Raw genomic sequence first — 24,563 nt, 5'->3', positions numbered from 1 at the left:
CATATTACGCAAGCTTATTATTACGCTTACGATTTCTAATTTCTTCCTCTTCAGCGCGAGCTTTTAAAGAAAGATCTCTTTCAGTCCCCACATAACGACCATATAATAAATAATAAGCAACTAGTGCAAGAAGCGCCACAACAACGGTTACATGGAACATACTAGTATAACCTACAACCTCTTTAACAGCGCCTAAAATATAGGGGCCAAAGCCTAGCCCCATGTCCAAGGCAATGAAGTATGTGGATGTGGCAACACCAATACGATGAACAGGTACTATTTTAACAGTAACAGCTTGTCCGTTGGACATAAATGTACCATATCCAAGGCCAACAAACACAGCCGATAAAAGCACAAGCCATGTAGAGTGGGCGATGGATAATAAGAAAATACCAAGTGCTAAGGATACAAAACAAGGATAAAGAACAAAGTTTTCCCCTTTCATATCAAACACAATGCCAAGCAATGGTCTTGTTATAGTAATAACTACAGCATATACAACAAAGAAGAAGGTACCCGCCATAATAAGATCTAGGTCTTTTGTGTAGGCTGCCATAAAGCCAATAACACCAGAGTAGGCAAAACCGACTAGAATGGAAACAAGACTGATTGAATTCATCCGTGGTTCAATGTAGTCCGAGATTCTAATGCCCTTATGTGCTTCAGATTCGATACCAAGTTTAGGTTCATTAAATTTCATGATGACAGAGCCAATACCGCAAAGGATGATAAGTGCAACACAGAATGCGATGATAAAATCATAACCAAGACTATGAAGCATCAAGATACCTAAGAATGGCCCTACTGCAGCGGCGAGAGAGGTAGATAAGCCATAATAGTTAATCCCTTCCCCACGGCGTGACGTAGGAATAATAGCAGCAATGATAGTACTTGTAGCAGTAGATGTAATACCATAAGCAAAACCATTTAAGAAACGAACACTATCAAGCATTAGTAAATTAGGTGTGTAGAAATACATAGCCGTTGAAATCAAGTAAATCAATAGCCCTAAATAAAGCATCTTGCGACACCCTAGAATACTGATAAATCGCCCTGCCAACAAACGGGCTACAACGGTACCAATAATATATATACCAACAGCAAGTCCCGCTTGACTAGCCGTAGCATGAAGATTATCTTTTGCTACAACCGCAATAATAACGATTAATAAATAATAAATCAAAAATACTAAGAAATTAATCAAAGTATCAAGGACAAAGGATTTTGTCCATAAGGCATCCTTAGCCTTATCCATATTATCAACTCCATTTTTTAAATTATTGTCAACCAGTTTGCGACAACCGTTAATTATAAACCTCTCATTATAAAAAACAAGAATTAAAATATTATATATCTCATCAATTTTATTTATAACAAACTACATATTAACAATAAATATGCATTACTTTCCATTTTAATATCTCATATATTTTTACGATATAAAAACACCTTCAATAGCGACAGATGAGACCAAAAGACTCAAAGCCAACTATTAAAGGTGCTACTTTAAATATTTATTTTGTTTTTAGACCACAAGCTTTGAAGAAATTCTTGTACGCTTCAGCCTTTTTCGGTAGGCTCAACGGATAGGCACGTGATGTAGATGGCAAACGTGTCAATGTCAATTCCCGACCATTAAATACAAAAGGAATTGTTTCACCAGTTTTAGGTAATTTAACCTTTTCTGGTAAAAGGCTCAATAAAATCTCCGTAGCCTTGCCGCCTGTTGTACCAATATGCTTACAGTCAGGGATTTGCTCCAGTACGTCCGCAAGTGGAACTGGTTCAACGACCTTAAGAAATGCATCAGATGCATTCCCTTTTTCGCGAATAGCTTTCAAAACAGTAGGACAAGATGCAATTCCAGCTTCAGACAAAAAGGCTTTAATCTTCTCAGGATCCATCGCTTTTTCCTCACCATTTCTAAAATGATCCTTTTCATCAAAGAATACGAGGCCAAAAACACGCCACATATCATTTTGGAAATTTGGATAATGGAATTCCATAGCACGTTTTGATTGTTCTGGAGGAAATGTGCCCATCATCATGACTGTTGCCTTCTTTGGTAAGAATGGAGGGAATGGTCTTGTTTCAATTGTTTCTGCCATATAGCATCAACTCCTTTCAGATTCTAATATGAACTTAATTTTCAATACAATATATGAGATATATCACACATTATAATCCAATTAGCTCATAGGTGAAAGCAACTAAAGAACTTATTAAAATATATCAATAGACTTACATTATCTATTATTATTGGCCAATTGGTTGAGAAACCAAGGTATTAATATGATCAAAACCAACTGGTGTCGGAGATACGAGATACAAGCAAATTACAGCAGCCACGGCAAAACCGATTGCCAAATAAGAGAAACTGCCATTCCGAGGAAATTCATACATACCAAAGAGGCGTATCCCTATAGCAGCACCAATAGCTGTAATCAAAGACGGTATAGAAAAAATGTTATAAAAGCCGAATACTACCATAAGGCCTGCATAGCCACCTACTACAGTAACCATAGGCAACATGCGATCCATTGGATTTGGGATAGACCGCGTAAGTGCAGCTGGATAATATGAAGCTTCTACGCCAAACATGCCTAAGAATATGTTAAAACCAGCCCAAATGCTGTCCCATGCGCTTCTAAAAGCATCTCTATGCTTGCCGGCATACCATGCAAAGTCCGTAACGATTAAAATGGCTAAGCCTACACAGACAAAGTAGAATTCACTAGGAATTTTAGGACCTATATAGGCGCCTACAGCTGTTACAACGGCACTCAAAATCGATGCCACTATTACACGCTGTAAACGAGGCCGTTTATTTTCAGGAATGCGTTTATACACAGTAGCCAATAACTCTAAAACAAAGCAAGCCATAAAAACAGCAATGCCTGCAGCAGGAACAAAGAACGCGCTTACCAAACTCAAAATGAAGGGAATGCACAAGCGCCATTTAGGGAATAAGACAAGATCTTTATAATCTAAACGAATATCTTGTGTTTCCATAGTGAAGTTGTTGTACACCACAAAGAGCAACATAAAAGCGATTACGTCAACCGCAGTGGCACCCCAAATCAATAAGGTTGGTACTACAACCATTGATAAGGCTACCCCAGAAAGGCGAGATAAGCCAGCAGCCACTAAGCCCAGTAATAAAAACGGTGTTAAAGCAGATATAATTTCAAGCATAATATTCCTCCCATCATTGTATAAATTTAAGTATATAGTATCTACCACACTACATCAAGGAGAGATATATTTTTTCATAGCTAGACGCTTTCGCACAGCAGAGGTAGAGCATCCCATCACCTGTGCAATCTTTGCAACTCCATAACCTTGTGCACGGAGTTTTTTAATCTTATTTTCGTCTAGATCAAGAGTATTTGCCCTTATTTCTATACCTTGCTCTCGCAAATACATTGCCACTGTAGAACCACGTATCCCATAAGCCAATCCAATGTCATCTGTACTCATGTGATGATGAATATATAAATAAGCCATCTCCTCTACGCGCATAGGCTTTCGCGCTTTAGGAAGTAAGCAATTCCCCATATGCCGCAATACATGGTGAACTTTCCATCGCGATATACCATACATACGAGCAATGGCATCTGTACTATTTCCACTTTTATAAGCCCTACATATACGTACTACATCTATAGAGACGTTTTTATTTGATTGCTGACAAACCAATCCATATTCCTTCAAGCGATTCGCCATCGTCGTAATAGACACATCATAACGCTTTGCTAATGAATGGAGCGACCACTTACCGGTCTCATACAAAGCTTGTACATGAACCATATTGATTTCTTTCTTCAGAGGCCTCCGTTCGATATCGTACGCTTTCATACGGCGCATGATAGTATCAACACTACATTGAAAATAATCCGCCACATCGCGAACGCTCCATTGTTTCTCTATATATAATTGCTGCAACAGCTGTTTTGGTATAACACGCACATTACGATACATAATTTTACCTTTCCTTATAAACGAACTCCTTTCCCCTATTATTGTGAAAGTTTCACTAAGAAAAAACAATAAAAAAGAGGTTCCTAATAGTCACATAGGTGACCAATAGGAACCTCTTTCAATATGTAATTATATGACCCACATTATGATATGTGACAGTATGGTTGCTATACCACATCAGTGCACAATCCGTTATTATTTATGTTCCAATAAAACCATAATTGGTTTATACGCTTATAAATAGATTGCTTCATTAGCGGTATCTACGTTCAAGAGCTTTAGGTTTACTTAAAATAATGGACCATTTCATGCCCTCTTTTAAAGCATGATTAGATTTACGACCGCGAGTTGAAGTCGCAGCTAGAGCAGTAGGCGCAGTTGTAATGCCTACATTTTCAACAAGAACTTGCCCCTCTTTAGCTGCTTTATCTCGTTTAAACTCAGCTAGTCTTTCACTTAAGGTCGGCCCCGTAACAGCTTCTCTATCTAAGCGAGTCTTACTGGTAGTATAACTTGGAGTGCTACTGGAACTTTTCATTGATAAGGCTTCAATATCTCGTTGAGCTGCTGCAGCCTCTTCATTGAAATGTATGTCCTCCATAGTTTGCGATGGGGGTTCTGGTTGCTGATTGACAATCGGTTTATCTTCATAAGAGTCCTGATAAAAGTCATCAACCTTAGACAAATCTTCCATAGACGGTTCATCTACCTTGCGTTCTATGGAGATGCCATATTCGCGCTCCATATCTTCCCAAGTTCCGCCACCAGAGCTTTCATACTCATCATACTCTTCAGACTCTTCAGTATTCTTATTTTTTATAATGGAAAAAGCAATGTACGCGATGATACCTAAAACAAAGATTGGATTATGCGAAAAGATGGATAGCACTGAAGACAAAATAGAGTCCATAGCTACTCCTATTCACCATCTGCTAAGTTTTCACGCATTTTAGTGTCTGCAATAATATTGTTCATATTATAGTAATCCATAACACCTAGATTACCGTTTCTGAAAGCTTCTGCCAATGCTTTAGGAACTTCAGCTTGTGCTTCCACAACCTTAGCTTGCATATCTTGTGTTTTAGCACGCATTTCTTGTTCTGTCGCAACCGCCATTGCACGGCGTTCTTCGGCACGAGCTTGAGCAATTTTCTTATCTGCTTCCGCTTGGTCAGTTTGCAATTGAGCACCGATGTTACGTCCCACATCTACGTCAGCGATATCGATGGACAAGATTTCGAATGCAGTACCCGCATCAAGGCCTTTACCCAACACCGTACGGGAGATGTGATCTGGATTTTCCAATACATCTGTATGTTCTTCAGAGGAACCTACAGTCGTTACGATACCCTCACCTACGCGGGCAATAATTGTGGCTTCACCAGCACCACCAACGAGGCGATCGATATTCGCACGTACAGTAACACGAGCACGAACTTTCAATTCGATACCATTTTTTGCTACCGCAGAAATAATTGGAGTTTCAATCACTTTAGGATTAACGGACATTTGAACCGCTTCCAATACATCACGACCGGCAAGGTCAATAGCTGCAGAACGTTCAAAGGTCAATGGAATGGATGCCCGTTCAGCGGCAATCAAAGCATCTACAACGCGGTCAACGTCACCACCTGCAAGATAATGCGCTTCCAACTGATTTACATTCACATCAAGCCCCGCTTTATTAGCTTTAATCAACGGCATTACAATTTGAGACGGATTTACGCGACGTAAGCGCATACCTACAAGTGTAAAAATACCAACATTAACGCCCGCTGCTAAAGCAGATACCCAAAGGCCTAATGGCACAACATATAAAAATACCATAATACCAATCAGCAGAATGGGAATCAAAATTAAAATACCTACATCCATAATAACCTCCATAATTTACAACGATGTTGTGAAAGCTTAATCTCGCTTTCTAACAATATTGCGGCCACCTACAACTCGAAGGACCACAATAGGTGAACCGGCATCGATGAAGTCACCTTCGGTTACAACATCTACCAAATTACCATTAATCTTAGCAATACCTGCCGGGCGTAGTGTTGTATGAGCTACACCTTCCTTGCCAGCCAAATCTTCTAATACATCATTAGATACATAACCGGCTTTTGTCGTAGACCGTTGCCCTAAGGTAAACAATTTGCCTATCCATGTCTTTTCAAAGTGATTAAAGAACACGATGATAATGACAATTAACAAGGCTGTTAATCCTAGCACGGCATACAATGCTACCGTACCTTCCCCAAGAGCTACATAAACGCCCCATAGGAATGCGCAATAACCGATAAGACCTAAAATACCGCCTGGTACTACGAGTTCTACAGCCATCAAAGAAACACCGATAGCCATCCATATTAAAAACTCCATAGGCCCTCCTTTCTAAAATTAATTTTATACAACTTATATGTTTATTATACAATATTGAAGATAAATTATAAAGATACTAAACAAAAACGACTACTTTCACAGATACAATCTGATTCAGTAGTCGTTTATTATATTGAATACAAGTCAATTCACTTTAATCTCAAGGTTCTATGCAAAGAGCTCGAAGTCGTATAAAGTTATACTTCTGTTTTTTTCAATTGGTCGTTGCCAACGCCTGTTTTTTGAAGGATCAATAAGCAAATGCTCATCGCCATACCTACTACAGTAGCAAGACCCATTCCTTTTAAAACTACAGGTCCAACAGCAAGTTCTGCACCGCTAAGACCTACTACAAGGATAACGGATGTAAGAATCATATTAACAGGGTTTGTATAATCCACCTTACGTTCTACAAGCATACGCAACCCAGATGCTGCGATAATGCCGAACAAGAGAATAGAAACCCCACCCATAACAGGTACTGGGATAGCATGAATAAGTGCTGCCACTTTACCAACAAAGGATATAATCATCGCAAGAACTGCAGCACCACCAATTACCCATACGCTAAAACAACGAGTAATGGCAAGTACGCCGATATTTTCACCATACGTCGTATTTGGTGTAGCACCAAAGAAACCAGAAAGAATATTTGCAAGGCCATCACCAAGCAAGGATCTTTGTAGACCAGGCTCTTTCATCAAGTCTTTAGCGACGATATTACTAGTAACAACTAAATGACCAACATGCTCTGCAAATACTACAAAGAGCGCCGGCATAATCATGATAATCGCATTGATATCAAATACAGGCATGCCATAGAACTGAGGCAATGAAAGCCACGGAGCAGCTTCTACACCAGAGAAGTCAACAACTCCCATCACAGCAGACAATACATAACCGGAGACAACACCGATAAGAACAGGAATAACAGCTAAGAAACCACGGAACACAACAGTTCCAAGCAAGGTAACAACTAAGGAAAACATAGAGATAATAACAGCTTGGCTATGGCTCATGCCTAAATCTTGATTACCGATAAGGCCAGACATACTCATCGCTACTGGCGCTAATTCTAAGCCGATAATAGCTACGATAGCACCCATTGCCGCTGGTGGGAATAATTTATCAATCCAACGCGTACCAATATAACGTACGAGAACAGATAAAATTACAAAAGATAGACCAAATACAACGAAGGCCCCTTTTGCCGCTTCATAGCCAAGACCTGCAGATAACACACCTGCTACAGGCGCAATAAAGGCAAAGCTAGAGCCAAGATATGCTGGAATCTTACCCTTACACACGAATAAGTATAATAATGTACCAATACCATTCATAAACAATGCTGTTGCAGGGTCTACTTTTAATAAATACGGTACCAATACAGTAGAGCCAAACATGGCAAATAAATGTTGAAAACTAAGTGGTAACATTCGGCCCCATGATGGGCGTTCTTGAATATCAATATAATCTTTCATCGTTTCTCCTCACACACAATATAACGATGCTAAGTTCATATAGTACAGTCCTTAAATATACTCTATGAATTTACACAAACAGATTTATCTTATGATACATACGTTAGATATTAACGTTCAAATTTAATCTATCTACGAGTCGACTTTTTAGAAGGCCGTGGTTTAAACGGTCCAGGCATATTTGTCTTATTAGCACGCGTCGTAGCAGCAGGCTTGAAACGACTTTGTGTTTCTTCACGCAAAGATGGTAATGGTTCAGCTGTACCAACTTGTTTTACCCCTTCTACATTACGACGACCAATGCTTGCCAACAACCCAATAGCCATGAAATTCATCAATAATGAAGAGCCCCCATAACTAACAAACGGTAATGGTACCCCTGTTACAGGCATGATACCGCATACCATGGCGATGTTAAACAAGGCCTGACCACTGATAAGCAATGTTATGCCCATTGCTAACCATTTTCCGAATTCATCACGAGCCTTATTAGAAATGCGGAACCCAAAATAGGTAAAAGCTGCAATCAGAACGACAACAAACACTGCACCAACGAAACCCATTTCTTGGGCCCATACAGCAAAGGCAAAGTCCGTATGTGCTTCTGGTAAGTAAAAATACTTTGATGTACCTTGCATAAAGCCTTCGCCTAAAATACCGCCAGAACCTACGGCCAACAGCCCTTGAACTGTTTGATACCCCATATCCTGCGCATGAGGCCAAGGATCAAACCAAGATTGAATACGTTCCCAGCGATATGGCGACATACGAGCTGCAATAAAGCCAAGAAATCCAGCTATCACAAAAGCTCCGCCAAAGAATTTTCCATCAAAGCCCGCTAAATAGATGAGCACAAAGGAAAAGCCAAAAATCAATACGGTCGTGCCCATATCTGGTTGCAAGATTATTAAGCCTGCAAATATAATTGGCCATATTAACATTGGCAACATATAACTTATACGTTCACTAAAATAACCTTGTAAATTAATGAGAGGGTTAGTATGCTTTGGTTTTCCCCATTTCCGCATGGTGCTCAATTTAGCCGACGTCCATATCAAGGCAGCCAATTTCGCAAATTCTGAAGGTTGAATCGATACAGGCCCAATAACAATCCAACGACGTGCACCATTAATGACTGCACCAATCACAAGAACCAAAATCATACCAATTAGTGTAGCAATCATAATTCTTTGCAACATGTGAGGCTTCTGTAACTGACGGTAATCGTAACGATACAATATGACACCTGCCGCCATAGACAAAAACAAGAATGTCATATGTTTTAAAAAGTATCCTAATAATCCCGTATTTTCATAGATAGAGCTGATATACGTAGCACTAAAGATATTTACACTGCCTATAATTGTAATGAGAAGAATAGGTAAGAGCATACCTTGTAAGTCATTTTTAAAGAGTGAGCCCCACCGACTATCCCCCTTATTCGGTGTTTGCATGTTAAGCCTCCTTTTGAACTTTTGGCTTAATTGCTTCTAAGCGGAAAATAGGTTGTCCTTTTTTACTAAATTTCTCTTCATACTCAGTTTTTACATTTGGAAGGTCCGTGCTATGTAAATCATACGTTACATTTTTAAGCTCCCAACCACACGCTTTAAACTCTTCAAGAGAGAACATGAACAACCCTTCATTATCTGTCTTAAAGTGAACTTCTCCACCATCTTTCAAAAGGCGGGCATAACGATCGAGGAATGTGTGATATGTAAGGCGGCGTTTTGCATGTTTAGCCTTAGGCCAAGGATCACAGAAGTTAATATAGAAACGATCAACTTCTCCAGGTGCCACTATCTCTTCGATACCTGCAATATCAAATAGAGAGACCTTTGCATTGTTTCGCTCTCCTTCAAAGATTTTTTGTGCTGCATAATAGATAACACCCATTTGTACTTCAAAACCTACGAAGTTAGCATTTGGATACGCTTCAGACATCCCCGCAATAAAGCGACCTTTCCCCGTCCCTAGTTCCATATATAATGGGTACTCAGGATGTTCAAATAATTCACGCCACTTGCCTTTAAACTCTTCTTGTCCAGACAAAATGATGTGAGAGTCATATTCGTGGATAGCTTCATCAATCCATGGTTTTCTACGAAGGCGCATACTTTCTCCTTACATCTATTTTTAATAATATATTTATATTTGTTTATATTTATTATTACAGGTCATATACCTATCTTATTAATTATAGAAAAGGGGACCTCAAACGTCAATTACATTCTATGGATTTAATCCTAATCATTAAAACTGTGAAAGTAGAAGCCATAAAAAAAGACCTACTTCCGAAAGAAGTAGGTCTACATTTTATTGGAAAATCATAGCTTCTAAATTTTCAATTTGATATTGACTTAGGCCAAGTTCAGATAAACTCTTTTCAGCTGCAGTAAAAAGATTATTTTTACCAACTCGAGTACCTAGTGCTGCCGCAGCGACCAATTCACGGTCCAATTTACCTAAACGTGAACGATTACGATTTTGAGGTTTTGGTTTTTTCATACGGAACGTATTATATTGAACCCCCTCTTTTGTTTCCTCAGCTTTCGGCTTTGTTAAAGGTGCCCCATTAGTGCCATTCCCCAATAAAGCACTAAGTCCTGTTTGCTTTGGAACCAATTTTTCGTACTCATCGCCAAACTCAGGGCGTTCATCACGTAATTGATCAAATGTAGCTAAAGCAGCATTCATTTGTTTCAAGCCAGCAGCAGAGTAAAGTTGACGAATGGCAATACTCACCTCTTGTGGCGTCAACGTGCCTCGCTCAATAGCAGATGCAATTACACTCTTTAATGCACCTTGATCACCAGACGCAGTATAGCGGCCGATTTCAACCAAGTCTTTCTGACGTGCATTAAGCTCTTTTGGCGTATATATATTTATCTCAGATATAGATGGTGCCTGTTTAGAAGGTTGTTCTCCCGCCCCATTAGCCTCAAACATATAGCCACCGGCAACGATGGCCACGGCTAATGTTAAGGTTAATACTCTTTTCAAAGTCTTACAATCTCCCTTATCATTAATACTAATTGTATAATACTGCAATAGTAGCGTATATTATCAATGGATTTATTTTACTGTTCTACTGTAATACATACTGTAGATATTATTATATAATACTTCATCTAATTTTTATAGTCCTATTCGAAAAAAATCTATAATCTTTTAATAAATTATATATATTTATCTATAAAAATTATATATTTATAAACCACACTTAACAATACATCAAAATGCACCTCTACTATTTTATCAAAGAGATTAATGACTATCGTAACATACTAATATTCCTTACAACTATAATTTTCTACCATTTCGGTTTATGATCCATTAGAAAAATAGAATCATTAAAATTATATAGCCGTTCCAAAGAACGCAAAAAGGCGGTACAACCAAATGGTTGTACCGCCTTGATTCATCAATTATTCAGCAGTGAATGGCAATAAAGCAATTGCACGTGCACGTTTGATAGATGTAGTCAATTTGCGTTGATGTTTTGCGCAAGTACCGGAAATACGACGAGGTAAGATTTTACCGCGTTCAGTCGTAAAACGACGAAGTTTAGCAACATCTTTATAGTCGATTTGATCGATATGGTCTGCACAGAAAACGCATACTTTTCTTCTTGGCTTTCTGCCTCTATCTCTTCTCATTGCGAATCCTCCTTTTCGAATTAGTAGGAGTCCCTGACACTAGAACGGGATGTTTTCGTCATCGCCGCCTGTACTGAAACTATCAAAATTGGACCCACCTTCGAAAGAATTAGTATTCATATCAAGGGATTGGCCCACAAAGTTCGCTACTACTTCAGTAACGTACCGTTTTTGACCGTCCTGAGTCTCGTAAGAACGAGTTTGCAAACGACCTTCTACAAAACAACGACTGCCTTTACGAAGATTGCCTGCCGCTTCACCAAGTTTACCCCAAGCAACGCAGTTGATGAAAGCAGTTTGTTCTTTCGTCTCATTTGTTGTGGAATCAATATAGGTATTTGTGGCAGCTACTGTGAAAGTTGCTACCGCACGACCAGTTTTGGTATAGCGTACTTCAGGATCACGAGCTAAATTACCTAGAATTTGTACAGAGTTCATGTTTTCCTCCAGGCTTTAATTATGCTTCGTGTTTAACAATTAGATGTCTTAGGACTTCATCGTTGATTTTCAATACACGATCGATTTCTTTGATTTCAGCAGGTGCTGCTTCAAAGTTGATCAATACATAGAAACCGTCAGTGAATTTCTTCACCGCGTAAGCAAGACGACGCTTGCCCCAACGATCTACCTTTTCTACTGTGCCGCCTACACGAGCAATTAAAGCTTCTACTTTTTCAATAACAGCGTTAGTTGCTTCCTCTTCAGCTGGTTTCACAATAAACATGACTTCGTATTTGTTCATACAAAATCACCTCCTCTTTCGGACTAATGCCCCTATCGACACATAGGGGTAGGAAGTGCTTACCATCAATAAGCCTTACTATTATAACCTAAAAAAATGATGAAAGCAAGGATTCAAATTAAAACCCTTGCTTTTACCAATATTATATACGATTATATTTTTCATCCTCAGGAAAGGCGATAATAGCACAGATAATTACAAATATGGCTATTACCCCCATCATAGGATAGGCCGTATCATTTGGTAAAAAGGTAAGTATCAACGATGACACAATACCACTACCATATTGCATGGCACCTAATAGTGCCGCCCCAGATCCAGCCATTCTACCTGCTCTATCTAAAGCTAATGCATTAGTTACAGCGGCAATGATACCATTCATGGAGAAGAATAAAAAACAGCCAATAACGATTAACCACAATGAATGGTAACCTAAGAACATCAAGCCCATAACAACGGATACACAAACAGCAGCAAATAGTGTGGCATATTTCAATAGTCTATCAAGGCGTATAGCACTAACAATACGACGATTAATGGCACTTAACAACATAACACCAATAATATTAACAGAAAAGAGATAACCAAAATATTCTTTGGGCACTTCATACACATCTATATATACATAAGGCGATCCCGTTAAAAACGCATAAATGGCAATATAAAATGAGCTAACACATAAGGTATATTTCATAAAACCTTTATTGCGTAATAAAATCCAATAGTTATTATAGGTATGACCTATGGACTTTTTGCTCCTCTTCTCTACGGGATGTGTTTCCGGAAGCACTAATACGGCAACGAGCATTAAAAGTCCTATACCAACAAGCAACCAGAATATAGAATGCCATGTATACCATACAAGTAAATGTCCGGCTAACATTGGGCCTGCTATAGGCGCTATAGCCATAACAATGGCCAATGTAGACAACATTTTAGCCGCCTCAGTCCGACCATATAAATCCCGAATCATAGCCCGCGATAGCATCGGTCCTACACAGGCACCAAATGCCTGAAACACACGCCAAGCCAACAACTCCATCATAGAGGAACTCAAGGCACAACCTACAGAACCAATACTAAATAAAACTATCCCTATAATCAGTGGCTTCTTACGACCAATTTTATCGCTAACGGCGCCCCAAAAAAGCTGAGCTAGCGCAAACCCAATTAAGAAACCCGTCAACGTAAGCTCCGCATCACCATTGAGGTCACGCCCCATCTCAGGCATAGCCGGCAAATAAATATCCGTCGACAACGATGTAAACGCCATCAAAGCACTTAATATAGAAGTAAAAAGCCATCCTTTATTGCTAATCGTCAGCATAAAGACACCACTTTCATATAAAATCGCACTATAATATGTATTCATTTAGATTATATCAGAAATAAAATTAATGCTATATAAAGTTTTGATTTTTTCAATAAAAAAGCGTAGTAAAATACTACGCAAAAATTGGTCTATAGTAATATCACTCTTTGCACTATTCAAATAGTATAAAGACAAAAGCCTAACGCAACAGAGTATTCAAAATACTCGCACGCTAGGCAACCCTTAAAAAGTATTTATAAGATGAGCCTAACGCTACCACACGTTGATGGCTCTCTTTTTATCTATTATACAACATAAATAGAATTTCTTAAACGAATTATATGATAAATGGCTCTTTATCATCAACGACATAAACATTTCTATTAGGTAGTATTCTCTTTAGTTTTTCAGGGATATCAGTATGAACCTGAATAACAATATCAGGATCAACCATTTCTATGAACTGAACTAAATCGTCCTTTGAGACATGACCACTGGCATGACATATATAAGATGAATATGTATCTAACAATTCTTTCAATGCTAAATTCTCCTCAATATATCCTATCCACATGGAATATATAATACGTACATCATCTTTAGGGAACTCTTTAATTTTAGAAATAAAATTTTCTGTCCCTCTTACTAAAGATACAAATCCATGTTCCATATAGTATTTAGGATACATTCCTTTATCAATAACTAATGGGCTATCATGTCTACGATACAAAGAACTTTCATAATATACATTATTAATCACAGTATCTAATATTCTTTTCTGATAAGCATCACAAATGAGTACTTTATCAGTTGGCATATTCTGCCAAATTCCCATAATACGATCAATATTCGTAGATGAACACATAACAAAAACATATTTTCCATCTTGAATATATGAAGAAATATCATCTAATACGGCCGCTTCAGATATACAATCATCTGCGTCTCTAGACAATGAGGTGCCCTCTGTAATTAATACATCAACCTCACCTATATAGGTGTTAACTAATTTGTCTAATACGTGATGGCGCAACCCATGCATCCGGAAATCACCTGTATATAAAATGCGTTTACCTCCGGCCTCAACAACAAACATATAACTATCAATAGCACTATGGTCTATAACCAAAGGTCTAATGCGTATGTCGCCAATAGAAAAAGCTTCTCCTCCACGAAATGTATTAGCACCTAATAGTCGTAAGTATAAATCTTTGTCTTGATATTCAGCACCTATTAGAGCGATTTCCTTGCTTAACTCACCCATATATAATGGAACGTCTGGTATTGTAGAGGTTAATTGGCCTAAATGATCCATATGATAATGAGAAATCACAATACCGTCACAATCCGGCTTTCCTTTTGTAACGCCGTCTATATCCAGATTTATAGGTGTGTACTTTTCATCTAAACTTAATTCATTACCAAAATCTAACATAATGCAAGTAGATGCTGTACTAATTTCTATAGCACTACCACCAATCTGATGTGTGCCACGATGAACAACAATATTCATATTCAACCTTTACTTAGAAATGGTAAGCAATGTTTCTGCTCGATATAAACGATCTAAACTTTCTGACCAATTATCTACTTTATTTTTATAAGGTGCTTTACTTACTTTTTGAGCTTGTAATACAACAAAACGAATTTGTTTTAATTCAGGCTCTTGTTTCAAAATATTTTCACATAAATTTCGTAACTGCTTACGTTTGCCAGAATCTATCAGTTCTTTGCATTCTTTAAACTGTTGTGACACAACAGTTTTGGATGGATAACTATCTTCCGTTACTGCCTTTGAATCAATACGAAGCATCAAATTAGTTTCTATTCCACCGTCATCTTTGGTACAAGATTTTTCATCAAACAAAATGACTAGCTCAGCTTCATTCGTATATTTATATTCAGGTAATTTCTTTAAATCCTGTATACCATCATGGCTGACAGCAGATTCAATCTGTTTTATATCAAGCAACTTATAATATGTATATGCCTCTAAAACGCATCGTAGTAAAGTTTCCTCACTGCCAGAAGGTCGATATTTTAATTCAATGACAGAATAACATTCATCATCTTGGTTATAGCCTAATAAATCTATTTTTCCGTAAGAATCATTTTGTGTCACCTTTAATGGTGTTTGATAATCAAAGATATAGCCTAATCCATCAACCTCACGTTGATAAAACAACAATTTCGCTAAAATTTCTTCTTTACGATTTGTGCCTTGCAGCTTTTTCATATCTACTATTTTGGAAGGAGAATGATTTGTATCAAAATGATTAGGTCGTACTGGCTTTAAGTCTGTCCATGCACTTAAAAGATTTTTTGATAAAAGAGTACTGGCAATAACTTCACTATAGCGGTTTTTGTCCGCTTGCGACGTTCCTTGTACATAGCCTTTATAATTTACAATAGATGCCTTATAAAAGTTTGCTGCAAATCTTTTTATATCCCCATCGTTATCTTTTTGTTTTACTTTTTTTATATTAACAGTATCTTCTGTTGTATCGTTCTTAGATTGCCCAAAAAGGGTTTCAAACTCATCAAATTTATCTTTTCGATTAATACCTTTACAAATAAATTCATATACCTCTTTAGACTTTAACATTATAAATGCCTCCCTTAATAGCAATTTACCTCACTGCACATAACTACTAAAACTACCCCATATCATACACAATAGATCAATGTATTATTATAAATTCATTATATCAACTGTCTTTTTATGAGTAAATAATGAAGAAATTAAATTCTATGCGAATACTATCTTCCTATATTTCTACTTTAATACAATCAACGAGTAATAAATTCCTCATATTATAATCTTTTATACTAAAAACATTTACACTATTTAGATTAAGGAAAAATTCTATAGAAAATCCTTGCGTCATTATTCTATATAATTTACTATATATAGAGAAATCTGATTATAAAAAGGAGTCATCATGGCTAATATCAATGAAAACTACTTAAACCTTCAAGGTTCTTATTTATTTGCTAATATTGCTAAAAAGGTAAATGAATACCAAACTGCTCATCCAGATGCAGATATTATTCGTCTTGGTATCGGCGATGTTACATTACCTCTTGCTCCAGCAATTATCGATGCTATGAGTAAAGCTGTTCAAGAAATGGGAAAAGCAGAAACATTCCGAGGTTATGGCCCTGAACAAGGATATGATTTCTTACGTCAGGCTATTATTGATGGCGATTACAAACCATTGGGCGTAGATATCGCTATTGACGAAGTATTCGTTTCCGATGGTGCAAAGTCTGACGTTGGTAATATCCAAGAGTTATTCAGCGAAGATAACATCATTGCTATCACAGATCCTGTGTACCCAGTATACTTAGACTCCAACGTTATGGGTGGTCGTACTGGCGAAGCTGTAGAAGGCATCTTCCAAAAGGTTGTATACCTCCCTACTTACGCTCAAAACAACTTCTCTCCAGAATTCCCGTCTGAACGCGTAGACATCGTATATCTTTGCTCGCCTAACAATCCCACCGGTACTGTTTTAAGCCGTGCTCGTTTGGCAGAATGGATCAAATGGTGTAAAGATAATGATGCGATTTTGATGTTTGACTCCGCTTACGAAGCTTTCATCAGCACAGAAGATACTGTAAAATCTATCTACGAAATCGAAGGCGCTCGCGAAGTGGCTATCGAGTTCCGTTCCTTCTCTAAAACTGCAGGTTTCACTGGTACACGTTGTGCTTATGCAGTAGTACCTAAAGAGGTCACTGGCAAAACTAAATCTGGTGAACGCCAACCGCTAAACCCTATGTGGAACCGTCGTCAATGCACTAAATTCAATGGTGTTCCTTACATCATCCAACGTGGTGCAGAAGCAGTATACACAAAAGAAGGACGTGAACAAACACGTGCAAACATTGCGTACTACAAAGAAAATGCTCGCATCATCAAAGAAGGTCTTGAATCTATCGGCCTTACTGTATACGGCGGTGTTGACGCTCCATATATTTGGCTAAAAACGCCTGGCAACATGACTAGCTGGGAATTATTCGACATCTTGCTCGAACAAGTTCAAATCGTATCTACACCAGGCTCTGGCTTTGGCCCTCATGGTGAAGGTTACCTTCGTTTGACAGCATTCGGTAGCCGTGAAAATACAATTCGCGCCGTTGAAAGAATCAAAACATTACAATTCTAATATAATTATGTCTATATTTAGATTTAGATTTAGATCTTGATTTAGATTTAGATTACATTTAATTTGAGACATCTAATTTAAAGTAGTTTATATCTATAAAACTAAAAGACCGATTACAGTCCTTCAATAGGAATGTAGTCGGTCTTTTTATATACCCTTACATATATGAATATTTAATTCTAGTATTCCTTAACACTATAGTACTAACAAATAACATCCCCATATTATTTGCCTCTGCTATTTTTACCCTTAATTAAAAGTTATGACGAATCCCTGCGTCAATGCGATAGGAATTGTCTACGATAGCACCAAAGTTTTTAGTGAAAGTCCCATAAATATATGTATTAGGACGTACGCTCCATGAACCACCTAACTCAACATCTAGCCATGTATCTTTAAGATTCACTTCACTGCCTGTAGTTGGCTCACCGGTCATGCTATAAGTAGCTTTCATTTTACCAGAGAATTCATGCGCTAATGCTGCTTTGAGGAAGAGGTTGCTATTCTTACTTTCCTTGCCAATGCCTACACCGATACGACCAATAACGGAGTTTACCGCATCAGAGTTAATGTGCACTGTGCTACCTGTATTTGTACTAGCATCGAAGCTTACACCAGACAAGCGACTAAGCGTCAATTCTGCGTTAGGATCGATATAGAAACCATTGTCTTTCTTGATTCGTTTACCATATTCAACGCTCAAAGAGGTACCTGTATTGCGGTAATCTCCGCTCAAGCTTGTACCCAAGCTATTGCGTACAGTGAAATCATTTTTCAAACGACTTACTTTACCAATCACATCTAAATAACGACCATCATTATATTGTTTTGCACCGTATAATGCTAAACCTGCGGTTTTACCAGACCCTGAACCTAAAGCGTAATCGCTATTGCTTGTACCATATAACAAGGCACCACCAATAGTCCAATCGCCACGCAATGTGTCATAGCCTACTTGCGCCATGTTATAGGTTTGATTTACATAGGCGCTGTCTGTAATTTTAGATTTACCACCGATGTATTTTCCCCATACACCATGCTTATTGGAGTTGAGTCGCACATCACCGAGGCGACGTTGTAAATCATTCGTATCGGCTCTCATTTGCATCACAGAGGAGGCTACCGCACTCTTAGCACCAGAAACAACTTCGCTTTCACGCGCTGTCACAACCGCTTGGTCAGTAATACTAGGTTTTCCATCAACAGTAAAGCTATCTGTACCAAGCTTAGTGGAATATGCAGGGCTAATAAGGCCTGAATCGACTTGAACATTCACATTTAAATTACGTTCACCCTTAGTAAAGCCGGTATATGTTAATTTATTAGCCAACTGCTGCAAAGTACCTCTTGGGTTATCTACATTTACAGACCCTTTAAGTGCATCTGCCGAACTACGCATAGTCACAGAAGAACCTTTATCAGCATGGTTGATAACAACTTTGCCCTTACCTTGTGCAGTCGCAGGGGCTCCCTTTTCATAGTCGATAGCTGCATGACCAGCATAGTTGTTAATAGTAATTGGTCGTGGATCTACGGCTTGGATAATACCTTGACTATTTATATCTTTACCACCAATGAAATGCTCTACACGACTACCAGTATATAAATAGTTTGCATTATTAGGACGACCTTGTGTAGGATATACGCGTTCAGCTCCTAGCCATTCATTGCGCCAAGTCGCACCATTTTGTAAGTATAATCGCAAACCACCATGGTACGGATTGTTGTTGCTTTCATCAAATTCATTAAGTACGCCCCCTACCAATTTAGAATTTGGTGTTGTTAAACCTAAAGAAATTTCAGATCCATGGTTATGTGGATTCTTGTCGATACCATAGTTTTTATCTAAAAATCCTATATTACCATACATCTTCACATCATTCGTTCCCGGATGTAAGCCATCCATACCTGTATTTACATAAACAAAACCTTCTTCAGATAATGCAGAGTAAGTATCAGAGGTATCTAAAGGATATGTTTTTACATCGGCCCCACCTAGTATACGAATATATCCATCTTTATTAGCTTGCAAACCAACGCCAACAGCATCGACTTTAGCATTACCCTTTACGGTAATTCGAGTATCATCGTTATTTCCATCATTAGTAAGTCCACCATAACCAGCATAGATACCGCTCATATAATAATGTGCCAAATCAGGTCTACGTTTCGCACCACTTTCTGCAGGTGCTGGGTTTTTAACTGTTACAGTTACATTTTTATCGATAGCAACTTGTGTCCCATCAAGGGCATAAATACCTGTAACATTATTATGATATTTTGTTCCATTTACACCTAAACCTGATACATTAACAGTTAAGTCATCTGTATAATGTCTCTTTTCCCCCCACAAATTAAGGCCAATGGATTTTCCGTCTGTATGACTTTCCACAGTTGTGGCTGATACCATGGTAAAAGCATTAGCACCTGTTACGATTAATGCAGCAATAACAGCAGCTTTTACATTTCTTCTCATGTTATACCTCCTTAACACTTCAACTATGAACATAACTAACTAACATAACCAATTTAATTGTATCTAGATTCAGGGTATATGTGTCAATTTCTACTCATATGATTTTTTATTTGTCCCCTATAACAACACGCTATGTATCGATATAGTTGTGCACAAATTACTTGTTTAAATTAAATATTAATTATTTTCTATACCCTCTAATAAATTCTATAGAAAAATATTAAAAGCTATTAATTTTATGCTATAATAAATATGTTAATTATTAAATTTCAACTTATATAGGAGGCTAATATGAATATTCGTATTGGTATCGTTGGTTACGGCAACTTAGCTCGTGGCGTAGAAGCATCTGTTCAGTTACAACCTGATATGGAGCTCATCGGCGTATTTTCTCGCCGTCAAGGTATTGAAACTGTATCTGGTGTACCTACTTACACGATGGAAGATATTCCTAACTTTAAAGGCAAAATCGATGTAATGGTTCTTTGCGGTGGTTCTGCAACAGATCTTATCGAACAAACACCGATGGTAACAAAATACTTTAACTGTATCGATTCCTTCGATACACATGCACGTATTCCTGAACACTTCGCTAATGTAGATAAAGTAGCTAAAGAGGCCAAAACTGCTACATTAATTTCTTGTGGTTGGGATCCAGGCATGTTCTCTTTGCAACGCGTTTACGCGGAAGCAATCTTACCAAAAGGTAAATCCTACACATTCTGGGGTCGCGGTGTATCCCAAGGTCATTCCGATGCTATTCGCCGTATCGATGGTGTTCTTGATGCTCGTCAATATACTGTGCCTAAAGAACAATACCTAGAAGCTATCCGTAACGGCGAAACTCCAGATGTTGATGGCTATAAAGGTCACCTTCGTGAGTGCTATGTAGTAGCGGCTCCTGATGCGGACAAAGCTAAAATCGAAAACGAAATCAAAACTATGGAAAACTACTTCGTAGGCTATGAAACTGTAGTCAACTTCATTTCCCAAGAAGAACTTGATCGCGACCACAAAGGCATTCCACATGGTGGCTTCGTTCTTCGCTCTGGTGAAAGTACAGAAGGCACACGTCACGTTATTGAGTACTCCTTGAAACTTGACTCTAACCCTGAATTTACAGGCTCTGCACTTGTTGCTTACGCTCGTGGTCTCTACCGACTTGCTAAACACGGCGGCACAGGTTGCTATACAGTATTCGACATTCCACCAGCTTGGATTTCCACACAATCTGCTGAAGAATTAAGAGCACATTCTCTATAATAGAGCGAGGTCCTCATCGACTTAATAGATGAGGGCCTTTTTTATACCAAAAAAAACTATCAGAAACTCTATTACCGGATATTTTTACATATTTTAACTTTATAATATTCTTCTATATGTACATAAAAATTAGGAATTAGAAGTTTATTTTTTAAAATGCTAGGATAAGTTTATTTAATTTATATCCATCATGGAGGTGCCATATGAAAATGAAAAATTTTATACACAATAGTCTTATAGCAGGATTATTAATATGTCCTCTACTATTTGCCGGTTGTACTAATTCTGTTGGTCCAAACGATAAACCCAACGATAATATAAAAGTCGTTACAGATTTAACCGGTACAGACGTATCTATGAAGAAAGAAATTAATCGTATCGCTATCGTCCCTATCCCTTGGACCTCTATTGTATATGCAGTTGATGGTAGCGATAAAAAAATAGTAGGTATCCATCCATCAGCTAAAAAGTCATATGAAGCCAGTATATTTAAGACGTTAGCGCCTGATTTAGAAAATGTTAATTCATTATTTGTAGACAACAATTTCAATGTTAATTTTGAAGAAGTTGCTAAGTTAAAGCCTGATGTCGTCATCATTTGGGATTATCAACCAGAGGTAGCAAAAAAACTTAAAGAGCTAGGTATACCTGCTGTATCCATAAAGTATGGAACATTGGAAGATATTCAAAACGGAATTCGTCTGTTAGGCAAGATTCTAGATAAACCAGAACAAGCTGAAGCCTTAATCTCATACCATAAAGATTCAGAAGCATATTTTAAACAAAAAAATGCTTCTGCATTACCAAATAAGCCAAAAGTATTATATTTGCAAAATAAGAATCTAACTGTTGCAGGTAACAAATCAGTCAATCAACTCATGATTACTATGACAGGTGGTGAAAATGCCGCAAAAGATACAAAAGGTAGCTGGACTAAAGTCTCAATGGAAGAAATCATGACCTGGAATCCAGATATAATTATATTAAGCAACTTTGATTCTATTACACCTGATGATATTTATCAGGATAAGCTTGAAGGTCAAAATTGGAGTAACATAAAAGCTGTAAAAAACCATCGAGTTTATAAAGCACCTATGGGAATCTATCGTTGGGATGCACCTAATGTGGAAACACCATTAATGATGAAATGGATGGGACAACTCATTCAACCTGATACTTTTAATGACTATATATTACGTGACGATTTAAAACAGTTTTACAATACCTTCTACCATTACAATCTCACAGATAGTGAAATTAATACCATCTTAAATATTTCTATAAATAACACTCCCACATTTTAACTAAGGAGTAATCATGAAATCTCAAAATAAATATCTAGTTATATTTTTCTGCCTTTTAGTATTTCTCGCTCTTACTGTATTAATATCCTTAATGACTGGTCGATATATGCTAATGCCCACACAAGTTATAAATATTTTATCAAACGGAAGCTCTGCAGCTGCATTTGATATGGAATCAGCCGTAATTTGGAATCTTCGTATTCCTCGAATTTTACTAAACATACTTGTCGGTGGAGCTCTTGCAATAGCTGGAACCGTTTTTCAAGGTATTTTCAGAAATCCATTAGTCAGTCCGGATATATTAGGTGTCAGTTCTGGTGCAGCCTTCGGCGCTGCACTGGGAATATTAATTTCCGGTATAAATATATACGCTACGGGATTTGCACTTATCTTTGGTATTGCCAGTGTTTGCCTCACATATAGTCTAGCTCGCCTAAGAAATCAAATCACATCATTATCACTGGTTTTATCAGGAATGATTGTTTCTGCTATTTTCGGAGCATTGATAGCTTTAATTAAATATGTAGCTGATCCATATGACAAATTACCGGCAATCACATATTGGTTAATGGGTAGTTTTTCTACAGCTTCCTACGAAAATGTTTCACTCGTCTCTATTCCTATCATCTTTGGATGCGCTGTGCTATACTTTTTACGTTGGAAAATCAACATTCTCTCTATGGGAGATGAGGAAGCTACAGCACTTGGGGTGAACCCTTTTAAGTTACGCCTAATTATCATTGCTATGGCCACGTTAATAACTGCAGCCTGCGTAACCATCACAGGAATTATCGGTTGGGTAGGACTTGTCATTCCACATATTTGTCGCATGTTAATAGGTGTAGATCATCAAAAACTACTTCCTATCTCCATCATTGTCGGAGCTATTTTCATGATTATCGTGGATTTAATCGCACGCTCAGCTATTGCTGCAGAAATACCAATAGGAATAATCACCGCCTTAGTAGGGGCCCCATTCTTTGCTTGTCTTTTTTACCGTACACGAGGTGATTGGAAATGATTTTTGAATTGAGAAACGGCTCATTTGCTTATAATAAAAAAGATTATATTTTCAAAGACATTTCTTTCACAATAAAATCGGGCGAAATATTGACTATTTTAGGCAGGAACGGGATTGGAAAAACAACATTAGTAAAATGTATCTCCCGTATACAGCAGTTGCAAGAAGGCAACATATACATAAATAATAAACTAGTTAGTCCCCATGATAATGCTCCTATTGGCTATGTTCCGCAAGCAAGAGAGTTATCATTTCCTTATACGGTAGAAGAAATCGTATTAATGGGACGCAGTAGACATATTGGTATGTTTTCTGTACCTACAGATAAAGACTATGAAATAGTCCACTCTGTCCTAAAAAGAATAGGTATTTCCTCACTCGCTTCCAAAACAGCATCAAGCTTAAGTGGAGGTCAGTTGCAATTGGCATTTATTGCCAGAGCACTAGCGAGTGAACCGCAACTGCTCATTATGGACGAACCAGAATCATATTTAGATTTTAAAAATCAGTATACCATGCTTTCACTTATTCGAAACATCGTAGATGAATCTAATCTTGCTTGCATTATGAACACACATTATCCTGATCATGCACTTCAAATATCTGATAAAACTTTAATGCTAAAACCTAATAACTATATTTTAGGTACCACCAAGAATACTGTAACAGAAAATAATCTGAATGATTTCTTTGATGTTCGTACCAAAATCATTGTAGGAAAAGAGGATAATAAATCCTATTCAGGGTTTATAGTACTTGGCACTAAAGAATGATAA

23 protein-coding genes are annotated in these 24,563 nt (G+C 37.7%); 5 read left to right on the top strand and 18 right to left on the bottom strand.

What is annotated here, in order from left to right:
• Nucleotides 1–4: 4 nt before the first annotated feature.
• The 17 genes from HMPREF0873_RS08165 to HMPREF0873_RS08085 all read right to left on the bottom strand — a co-directional run bounded on the left by HMPREF0873_RS08165 (nt 5) and on the right by HMPREF0873_RS08085 (nt 16,156).
• Entirely contained in the window at nt 5–1,309 is a 1,305-nt protein-coding gene (locus HMPREF0873_RS08165; RefSeq protein ID WP_071985147.1) for an MFS transporter, read from the bottom strand.
• A gap of 205 nt (nt 1,310–1,514) precedes the next feature.
• Nucleotides 1,515–2,108: a DNA glycosylase gene (locus tag HMPREF0873_RS08160; RefSeq protein WP_008602839.1), complete on the bottom strand. Its 594-nt coding sequence runs from the start codon at nt 2,106–2,108 to the stop codon at nt 1,515–1,517.
• Between the two features lie 148 nt (nt 2,109–2,256).
• On the bottom strand, nt 2,257–3,195 hold the full coding sequence (locus HMPREF0873_RS08155; protein WP_021147757.1) for a hypothetical protein: 939 nt from the start codon (nt 3,193–3,195) through the stop codon (nt 2,257–2,259).
• A gap of 54 nt (nt 3,196–3,249) precedes the next feature.
• A complete protein-coding gene (locus HMPREF0873_RS08150; protein ID WP_008715440.1) occupies nt 3,250–3,981 on the bottom strand; it encodes a sortase in 732 nt (243 codons plus the stop codon).
• A 253-nt stretch (nt 3,982–4,234) separates the two neighbouring features.
• Nucleotides 4,235–4,891, bottom strand: a complete 657-nt coding sequence (locus HMPREF0873_RS08145; RefSeq protein ID WP_008715438.1) for a hypothetical protein — start codon at nt 4,889–4,891, stop codon at nt 4,235–4,237.
• A gap of 8 nt (nt 4,892–4,899) precedes the next feature.
• Nucleotides 4,900–5,856, bottom strand: coding sequence for a flotillin-like protein FloA (gene floA / locus HMPREF0873_RS08140; protein WP_004693762.1), 957 nt, complete (start codon nt 5,854–5,856; stop codon nt 4,900–4,902).
• Between the two features lie 36 nt (nt 5,857–5,892).
• A complete protein-coding gene (locus tag HMPREF0873_RS08135; RefSeq protein WP_004693763.1) occupies nt 5,893–6,357 on the bottom strand; it encodes an NfeD family protein in 465 nt (154 codons plus the stop codon).
• A 197-nt stretch (nt 6,358–6,554) separates the two neighbouring features.
• Complete coding sequence (gene uraA / locus HMPREF0873_RS08130) at nt 6,555–7,838, bottom strand: uracil permease (protein ID WP_008715436.1); 1,284 nt, start codon at nt 7,836–7,838, stop codon at nt 6,555–6,557.
• Nucleotides 7,839–7,966: 128 nt separating this feature from the next.
• Complete coding sequence (locus tag HMPREF0873_RS08125; RefSeq protein WP_038125786.1) at nt 7,967–9,292, bottom strand: FtsW/RodA/SpoVE family cell cycle protein; 1,326 nt, start codon at nt 9,290–9,292, stop codon at nt 7,967–7,969.
• A gap of 1 nt (nt 9,293) precedes the next feature.
• Complete coding sequence (trmB, locus tag HMPREF0873_RS08120) at nt 9,294–9,953, bottom strand: tRNA (guanosine(46)-N7)-methyltransferase TrmB (protein WP_008602852.1); 660 nt, start codon at nt 9,951–9,953, stop codon at nt 9,294–9,296.
• A gap of 201 nt (nt 9,954–10,154) precedes the next feature.
• A complete protein-coding gene (locus HMPREF0873_RS08115; protein ID WP_038125785.1) occupies nt 10,155–10,841 on the bottom strand; it encodes a carboxymuconolactone decarboxylase family protein in 687 nt (228 codons plus the stop codon).
• A 425-nt stretch (nt 10,842–11,266) separates the two neighbouring features.
• Entirely contained in the window at nt 11,267–11,497 is a 231-nt protein-coding gene (rpsR, locus tag HMPREF0873_RS08110; protein ID WP_004693795.1) for a 30S ribosomal protein S18, read from the bottom strand.
• A gap of 39 nt (nt 11,498–11,536) precedes the next feature.
• Entirely contained in the window at nt 11,537–11,935 is a 399-nt protein-coding gene (locus HMPREF0873_RS08105) for a single-stranded DNA-binding protein (protein WP_004693797.1), read from the bottom strand.
• 19 nt (nt 11,936–11,954) lie between these two features.
• Nucleotides 11,955–12,239 carry a 30S ribosomal protein S6 gene (gene rpsF, locus HMPREF0873_RS08100; RefSeq protein ID WP_004693799.1) on the bottom strand — a complete coding sequence of 95 codons (285 nt, stop codon included), beginning with the start codon at nt 12,237–12,239 and terminating at the stop codon, nt 11,955–11,957.
• A gap of 142 nt (nt 12,240–12,381) precedes the next feature.
• The gene (locus HMPREF0873_RS08095; RefSeq protein ID WP_008715430.1) at nt 12,382–13,566 is read right to left on the bottom strand and encodes a multidrug effflux MFS transporter; all 1,185 of its coding nucleotides are present in this window, start codon (nt 13,564–13,566) and stop codon (nt 12,382–12,384) included.
• 322 nt (nt 13,567–13,888) lie between these two features.
• Nucleotides 13,889–15,064 carry an MBL fold hydrolase gene (locus HMPREF0873_RS08090; protein ID WP_008602870.1) on the bottom strand — a complete coding sequence of 392 codons (1,176 nt, stop codon included), beginning with the start codon at nt 15,062–15,064 and terminating at the stop codon, nt 13,889–13,891.
• A 9-nt stretch (nt 15,065–15,073) separates the two neighbouring features.
• Complete coding sequence (locus HMPREF0873_RS08085; protein ID WP_008715427.1) at nt 15,074–16,156, bottom strand: hypothetical protein; 1,083 nt, start codon at nt 16,154–16,156, stop codon at nt 15,074–15,076.
• Between the two features lie 337 nt (nt 16,157–16,493).
• Here HMPREF0873_RS08085 and HMPREF0873_RS08080 point away from each other — a divergent pair, with 337 nt between their 5' ends.
• Entirely contained in the window at nt 16,494–17,723 is a 1,230-nt protein-coding gene (locus HMPREF0873_RS08080; RefSeq protein WP_008715426.1) for an LL-diaminopimelate aminotransferase, read from the top strand.
• A 253-nt stretch (nt 17,724–17,976) separates the two neighbouring features.
• Here the strand turns inward: HMPREF0873_RS08080 and HMPREF0873_RS08075 are convergent, their stop codons facing one another.
• On the bottom strand, nt 17,977–20,199 hold the full coding sequence (locus HMPREF0873_RS08075; protein WP_038125782.1) for an autotransporter outer membrane beta-barrel domain-containing protein: 2,223 nt from the start codon (nt 20,197–20,199) through the stop codon (nt 17,977–17,979).
• Nucleotides 20,200–20,490: 291 nt separating this feature from the next.
• Between HMPREF0873_RS08075 and HMPREF0873_RS08070 the strand changes: the two genes are divergently transcribed.
• The 4 genes from HMPREF0873_RS08070 to HMPREF0873_RS08055 all read left to right on the top strand — a co-directional run bounded on the left by HMPREF0873_RS08070 (nt 20,491) and on the right by HMPREF0873_RS08055 (nt 24,560).
• Entirely contained in the window at nt 20,491–21,462 is a 972-nt protein-coding gene (locus HMPREF0873_RS08070) for a diaminopimelate dehydrogenase (protein WP_008602878.1), read from the top strand.
• A 203-nt stretch (nt 21,463–21,665) separates the two neighbouring features.
• Nucleotides 21,666–22,766, top strand: coding sequence for an ABC transporter substrate-binding protein (locus HMPREF0873_RS08065; RefSeq protein WP_083788813.1), 1,101 nt, complete (start codon nt 21,666–21,668; stop codon nt 22,764–22,766).
• 13 nt (nt 22,767–22,779) lie between these two features.
• Entirely contained in the window at nt 22,780–23,787 is a 1,008-nt protein-coding gene (locus tag HMPREF0873_RS08060) for an iron ABC transporter permease (protein WP_008715422.1), read from the top strand.
• On the top strand, nt 23,784–24,560 hold the full coding sequence (locus tag HMPREF0873_RS08055) for an ABC transporter ATP-binding protein (RefSeq protein WP_008715421.1): 777 nt from the start codon (nt 23,784–23,786) through the stop codon (nt 24,558–24,560). Before HMPREF0873_RS08060 ends, HMPREF0873_RS08055 begins: the two co-directional genes overlap by 4 nt.
• Nucleotides 24,561–24,563: the final 3 nt, after the last annotated feature.

This window comes from Veillonella sp. 3_1_44, assembly GCF_000163715.1.
Lineage (GTDB): Bacteria > Bacillota > Negativicutes > Veillonellales > Veillonellaceae > Veillonella > Veillonella parvula_A.
This window is presented reverse-complemented; position numbering and strand designations above follow the sequence as displayed.